Raw genomic sequence first — 6,677 nt, 5'->3', positions numbered from 1 at the left:
GACCGACGATATYCGYGCCGARGTCTATGGCCCGCATGTCACCAACGARGAYCTGGCYGCCTGGKCCAATGGCAACGACATCAGCGCTGATCGAGCGGCTGAAGCCGTATCACACATGGGCCTGGAAGAGTCGACCAGCAGCATCGTTTCCAAACTGCCGCCGGCCCCCGCACCGGGTTTTGGCCTGATCGTCAGCCTGATCCTGTTGCCCATCATTCTGATTTTGCTGGGGACTCTGTCCACCTCGTTGCTGCCTGCCGAATCGGTCCTGCGCGGCATCATGACCGTGCTCGGCGCACCGCTGGTGGCGTTGTTGATCGACACCTTGCTGTGTGCCTGGCTGCTGGGTTCGCGTCGGGGCTGGAGCCGCAATCAGGTGTCCGACGTGATCGGTTCGGCCTTGCCTGGTGTCGCCATGGTGATTCTGATTGCCGGTGCCGGCGGTGTGTTCGGCAAGGTACTGGTGGACACCGGAATCGGTGCCGTGGTCTCCGACATGCTGCGCACCACCGGTCTGCCGGTGCTGGCCCTGGGCTTTCTGCTGACCATGCTGTTGCGCGCGGTGCAGGGTTCGACCACGGTGGCGCTGGTGACCACTGCCGGCATCATCAGCCCGCTGATTGCGACCCTCGATCTCACCCCGAACCACATGGCCCTGCTGTGCCTGGCCATGGGCGGTGGCGGGTTGGCCATGTCCCATATCAATGACGCCGGTTACTGGATCTTCACCAAGCTGTCAGGCCTGAACGTGGCCGACGGTCTGCGCACCTGGACGGTGATGACCACCTTGCTCGGCACCTTGGGTTTCTGTATTACCCTGCTGATCTGGCCCTTTGTCTAACCCTTTATCTCAGGAGCTACCATGCCTCGTTTTGCAGCCAACCTCAGCATGCTCTACCCGGAACATGAGTTTCTGGATCGCTTCGCCGCCGCTGCCTCTGACGGTTTCGAAGCGGTGGAGTATCTGTTTCCCTACGACTACAGCGCTGAAGAACTCAAGCAACGCTTGAGCGACAACGGCCTGGTGCAGGCACTGTTCAACGCGCCACCCGGTGATTGGGCTGCGGGGGAGCGGGGCACGGTGTCGTTGCCCGGTCGGGAGGGTGAATTTCGTAGCGGGTTTGATCGCGCCCTGGAATACGCCGGTGTGCTGGGCAATTCACGCATCCATGTGATGGCCGGGCTGTTACCGTCGCAAAACGATCGCCCACGGCATCACGGCGTGTACCTGGAAAACCTCGCCTACGCCACCGCCCAGGCGGCCAAGGCAGGCGTCACCGTATTGCTCGAACCGATCAATACACGAGACATGCCAGGCTTTTTCCTCAACCGCCAGGACCAGGCCCAGGCCATCTGCAAGGAAGTGGGCGCCAGTAACCTGAAGGTTCAGTTCGACTGCTACCACTGCCAAATCGTCGAGGGTGACCTGGCGACCAAACTGCGTCGCGACTTCGACGGTATCGGCCACATCCAGATCGCCGGCGTGCCGGATCGGCATGAACCGGACCTGGGGGAAGTCAATTATCCTTATCTGTTCGAGCTGATCGACCAGTTGGGTTATGACGGCTGGGTAGGGTGCGAGTATCGGCCACGAGGCAATACGTCTGCCGGCTTGCAGTGGTTGCGCGACTGGAAAGCGCGTTAAGCACTATAGAGGAGGGCGGCGACGGGCTCCGCTGGATGCAGGAGCCCGTCGTTTCACGCCGGTGTATTGTCAGCCGGCAGCAACAGTTCGACACCCTGCTTGCGGATGCCATCGGCCGCGGCAGGGGTCAATGCGTCGTCGCTGAGGATGATGTCGAACTGCTCGAGCCCGGCAATCCTGTACATACTGAAGGTGCCGTATTTCGAACTGCTGGCCACCAGCACCACTTGCGCAGCCGATTGCATCGCGGCTTGTTTGACCTCAACCTTCAGCGCCGAAGGCGTGGTGAGGCCGCGACGCAAATCCCATGAACTGGTCGATATGAACGCGATATCGGTGACCACCTGACGCAAGGTGGCAACCGCCAGACCGCCCACGCACGATTGATTGGAGTGATCCAGTTGCCCGCCGGTATGAATCACCGTGACATGGGGCGCGTCGATCAGTGCCTGGACAATGCCGAAGTCGTTCGTCACCACGGCCATGCCGGACAGCGCCTTGATGTAGGGGACAATTTCCAGCGTGCTGGTTCCCGCATCCAGGTAAACCGTCATGTCGGCATGCAATAGCCGGGCGGCGAGCCTGGCCATGGCCTGCTTCTGCGGCAACTCGACCACCGCCTTGATCTGATGGCTGGGCTCACTGTGCAGCTGGCTGGCGATCCGCACCCCACCCGTTACCGAGTAAGCACGACCTTCCTGCTCCAGCAATGCAATGTCGCGGCGTATGGTCATGTGCGAACAGTCGAACATTTCCATCAATTGATGAACGCTCAGCACCTGATGCTTGCGCAACTGTCGCAGCATCAATTCACGGCGCTGTTCAGGGATCATCGGTGCGCCGCTTTCGGCGGCGATGTCCTTTTGACTAGGCATTCGGGCTCCAGAATGAAGAAATCCGCAGACAAGGAGGGCGGGCAATCATAGTAGCGAATCTGCAGCTGGATCAGTAGCGGGATGAGATCTCGAGCCCATTCTTCTTTCGCTCAATCGGACTGGGTCTGGAGGATATCGCCATTGCCAATGAGCTTTATCAGTTGCATATGAAGAACAACTGAGTAGAGGTTCAGAAGTCGTTCTGCCTATTTCAGCGTAATAATAAGCCGGGGGATGGAAACATCCCCCGGCTTATATTCGGGAGGGTGCCATGGCAGCTGTTACCGATACGCTTAAGCTGTTTCTCTGCGGCGACGTCATGACTGCCCGCGGCATCGACGCACTACTGCCGCATCCTGGCGATCCGCGGCTTTACGAAGCTTACGTCAAGAATGCCGGCGATTACGTCCGGCTGGCAGAACGAGTCAATGGTTCGATTCCCCGCCCAGTCGATTTCACCTATGTCTGGGGCGCTGCGCTGGATGAGTTCGAACTTCGCCAGCCACACGCACGCATCATCAATCTGGAAACTGCGGTGTCCCGCCGCGGACGACCGGAGCCAAAGGGCATCAATTACCGCATGAGCCCGGAGAACTTCCCGGTCATTAGCGCAGCCGGCATCGACTGCTGCGTGCTGGCCAACAACCATGTGCTGGACTGGGGGGCTGCCGGCCTGGCCGATACGCTGGATACTCTGGCGAGCAATGGTATGTGCAGCGCCGGCGCCGGGCACAACCGGCAATCTGCCGAAGCGCCCGCCGTGTTGCTGCTGCCTGGCGGGCGGCGCTTGCTGGTGTTTGGCCTCGGCGCACCCGACAGCGGCATAACGTCGGACTGGGCCGCCACGGATAAGCGCGCGGGCGTCGCGCGGCTGGAGGATCTGTCGATACAAAGCCTGCGCCCTGTGGCCAAACGGATTCTCGAGGGCAAAAAACCGCGGGATCTGGTGGTCGCCTCCATTCACTGGGGCGGCAACTGGGGGTTCGATATCCCGCGCGAGCAAGTCCGGTTCGCCCACGCCTTGATCGACGAGGCCGGAGTTGACGTGGTGCACGGGCATTCCTCACACCACGTCAAAGGCATCGAGGTGTACCGCGACCACCTGATTCTCTATGGCTGCGGTGATCTTCTGAACGATTACGAAGGCATCGAGGGCTACACAGCCTTTCGCGGCGACCTGGGGCTTCTATACTTTGCCTCGCTGGACCCGGGCGGGCACCTGCAGTCGCTGGACTTGATACCCACCCGCCTGTGTCGCTTTCGCATCTGTCGCGCCGAAGGGGATGACCGTCAATGGCTGCACGACACCCTTTCTCGCGAGTGCGCACGTTTGGGCAGCAGCATCCAGCCGGGTGCGAAAAATGCCTTTGAGTTGCGTTGGTGAGCCCCTTTGGCGGCTCGACACTCGATTGCTTCGGGCGGCGTTCCGACGATGGACTGAAGGACGGCGCGTTTATTCAGAAACACGCGTTATCGTTAACGTCTATCGCGAGCAGGCTCGCTCCCACAGGGGCGCAGCGTTTAGGTATTAAGCCCGAAGCCTTACATCGTCAGTTGCTGAAGGCTGCAGCAACGAGAACAGGTTCTTGGGATCTTGCAGCTCTGGCACCAGCTGGATGTCGCTGCCAATGTTGAGCGTTCGTGCAATATCCAGCACATAGCGCAAGGCGGAGTAGTCCTCGATGGCGAAGCCGACCGAGTCGAACAAGGTGACTTCCCCGGCATGCTGGCGACCTTGGGTCTGACCATTGATGACTTTCCAGAACTCGATAACCGGTGAGTCGATGGGCATCTGCTGTATTTCGCCTTCAATGCGGCTTTGCGGTTCGTACTCAACCATGACCCGCGCACGCTCGACGATGTCCCGGTGCAGTTCGGTCTTGCCGGGGCAGTCGCCGCCCACGGCGTTGAGGTGCATCCCGGGCTCGATCATCTCAGGGGTTAAAATCGTTGCGTAGGCCTTGTCGGCCGTGACCGTGGTCACGATATCGGCGCCACGCACCGCTTCTGCGACGGTTTTGGCAACGCTCACCTGTATGGCGGGGTAGGCCCGCAGGTTGGCTACCAGCTTCGCTGTCGCGGCAGGATCGATGTCGTAGAGACTGATTTCAGTAATGCCGAGCAGTGTATGAAAGGCCAGGGCCTGGAATTCGCTCTGTGAGCCGTTGCCGATGAGTGCCATTCGACGACTGTCCGGTCGGGCGAGGTAGCGGGCTGCGAGCGCAGAAGTGGCAGCGGTGCGAATGGCGGTCGTCAGCGTCATTTCACTCAGTAACACAGGCTTGCCGGTATCGACGTCTCCCAGTGCACCAAAGGCCATGACCGTCAGCATGCCATTGTGGGTGTTCTTTGGATGACCATTGACATACTTGAAGGCGTAGAGCGCAGCATCAGACACCGGCATCAGCTCGATGACGCCCTCGGGTGAGTGGTTGGCCAGGCGCGCGCACTTTTCGAAATCCGGCCAGCGTACGTAGTCTTCGCGGATGTACTCGGCCATTTCGATCAGGCAACGCGGCAAGCTTTTTTCCTGGACGAGGCGGCTCAGATCATTGACGTCAATGTAACGGGTCATATTGGGTTCCTTTGGGCGATTTTTGGTGTGCCGGTCTGGACTATTGTCGAGGCAATTCAGAGAAGATTTCGGCCAATACTGACCCTGGATACAGCAAGAGAAGTCGAAAAACAGCGAGCGCACAGCGCAATCGGCGAAGTGACAGTCACCGCAGTATCGTCATGCAGATGAAGAAGGCCGCAAAGACAAGCACATTCCTGTGCCGCTCCCTTAAAGCGGGGACACAGTGACTTGCTGCGACGACAGCATCGGCTGTGAAAGCCATTCGTTCAGCACAGGCACGCTGCTTGAACCCGGGGTTACGACACCAGCACCGTCCCGGCAATTGGCATTCTGATGGTCCGTTTCAAGCGCTTGTCGTTCGCCGCTTGAGATGGAGTACAACTCCGACGACTGGCTGCTTCCAGTCGAAAACAACAACAAAAACGGCTGCGGTGAAGACCGCATCGACTCTCTGCCCCTGTCAAAAAGTGTGGTCCGACGCAGGCGCCGGATCGCGATAAATCCAAATAATCCGGGACTCAAGAAAATGAACATCAAATGGCTGACTTTGCCGGCACTCGCGTTGCTGTGCTGCGCCACGGGCGCCAGTGCCAAGGAATGGAAGGAGCTGCGATTTGGCGTCAACCCAAGCTACCCACCCTTTGAATCCACCACGGCCGATGGTGGGGTCCAGGGCTTCGGCGTGGATCTGGGCAATGCAATATGTGCCGAGCTGAAGCTGACCTGCGTGTGGGTCAGCAATGATTTCGACGGGTTGATTCCGGGGCTCAAGGCCGGCAAGTTCGATGCCATCGAATCTTCGATGACCGTTACCGACGCGCGCAAAAAACAGATCGACTTTACCGATCGCCTGTACGCCGGACCGACCGCCATCGTTACCCGCAAAGACTCCGGACTGTTGCCGACCGCCGAGTCGCTGCGCGGCAAAACCATCGGTTACATGCAGGGCACGATTCAGGAAACCTACGCCAAGGCCAAACTGGCGCCGGGCGGGGTGAAACTGCGGGCCTATCAGAATCAGGATCAGGTCTATGCCGACCTGGTATTTGGCCGTCTCGATGCGTCGATCCAGGACAAGCTGCAAGCGCAGATGAGTTTCCTGACCGCGCCACAAGGGGCGGACTTCCACAACAGTGAGGGCATCAGCGACCCGTTGGTGCCGGCAGAAATCGCCATTGGTGTGCGCAAGGACAACGAAGAGCTCAAAGGCATGCTCAACACCGCCATCAAGGCCCTGCACGACAAGGGCATCTACGCGCAGATCCAGCAGAAACACTTCGGTGACCTGGACCTCTACAACAACTGATCCTCGCGCCCCGGTCGCTGTGTCGCAGCGACCGGGGCGCATCAAGACAGGTGACTGGCGTGAATTCCTTCCTGAATATTCTGGGGCTCGACTTTTCGGCCCTGCAAGGCTATGGCCCTCTGTTGCTGCACGGCACCTGGGTCACCCTCAAACTGTCGGCGCTCGCGCTTCTGGTGAGCATGGCGCTGGGGCTGCTCGGCGCGGCGGCCAAGCTGTCGCCGCTGAAACTGTTGAATCTACCGGCGACCTTTTACACGACGCTGATCCGTGGTG

The 6,677-nt window shown here is 59.6% G+C and carries 6 protein-coding genes and 2 pseudogenes; 6 read left to right on the top strand and 2 right to left on the bottom strand.

Going from position 1 to position 6,677, the window contains the following annotated elements:
- Window positions 1-841 (top strand): GntT/GntP/DsdX family permease (locus tag AC1DVH_RS24410; protein WP_477755981.1); only part of this gene is annotated, 841 nt, incomplete at its 5' end.
- A 21-nt stretch (window positions 842-862) separates the two neighbouring features.
- Window positions 863-1,645, top strand: a complete 783-nt coding sequence (gene otnI / locus AC1DVH_RS24405; RefSeq protein WP_477755980.1) for a 2-oxo-tetronate isomerase — start codon at window positions 863-865, stop codon at window positions 1,643-1,645.
- Window positions 1,646-1,698: 53 nt separating this feature from the next.
- Here the strand turns inward: otnI and AC1DVH_RS24400 are convergent, their stop codons facing one another.
- Entirely contained in the window at window positions 1,699-2,520 is an 822-nt protein-coding gene (locus AC1DVH_RS24400) for a DeoR/GlpR family DNA-binding transcription regulator (protein WP_477755979.1), read from the bottom strand.
- A 95-nt stretch (window positions 2,521-2,615) separates the two neighbouring features.
- Here AC1DVH_RS24400 and AC1DVH_RS24395 point away from each other — a divergent pair.
- Window positions 2,616-2,702 (top strand): annotated as a pseudogene (locus AC1DVH_RS24395) (hypothetical protein); the annotation flags it as partial.
- A gap of 89 nt (window positions 2,703-2,791) precedes the next feature.
- Window positions 2,792-3,904 carry a CapA family protein gene (locus AC1DVH_RS24390; protein WP_477755978.1) on the top strand — a complete coding sequence of 371 codons (1,113 nt, stop codon included), beginning with the start codon at window positions 2,792-2,794 and terminating at the stop codon, window positions 3,902-3,904.
- 144 nt (window positions 3,905-4,048) lie between these two features.
- On the opposite strand, the gene AC1DVH_RS24385 is transcribed toward AC1DVH_RS24390, so the two are convergent.
- The gene (locus tag AC1DVH_RS24385) at window positions 4,049-5,095 is read right to left on the bottom strand and encodes an ornithine cyclodeaminase (RefSeq protein ID WP_477755977.1); all 1,047 of its coding nucleotides are present in this window, start codon (window positions 5,093-5,095) and stop codon (window positions 4,049-4,051) included.
- A gap of 529 nt (window positions 5,096-5,624) precedes the next feature.
- Between AC1DVH_RS24385 and AC1DVH_RS24380 the strand changes: the two genes are divergently transcribed.
- Window positions 5,625-6,404: a transporter substrate-binding domain-containing protein gene (locus AC1DVH_RS24380; RefSeq protein WP_477755976.1), complete on the top strand. Its 780-nt coding sequence runs from the start codon at window positions 5,625-5,627 to the stop codon at window positions 6,402-6,404.
- A 59-nt stretch (window positions 6,405-6,463) separates the two neighbouring features.
- Window positions 6,464-6,677: pseudogene (locus AC1DVH_RS24375) on the top strand (amino acid ABC transporter permease); the annotation flags it as partial.

The organism is Pseudomonas sp. P4_C3, from assembly GCF_056402075.1.
This window is presented reverse-complemented; position numbering and strand designations above follow the sequence as displayed.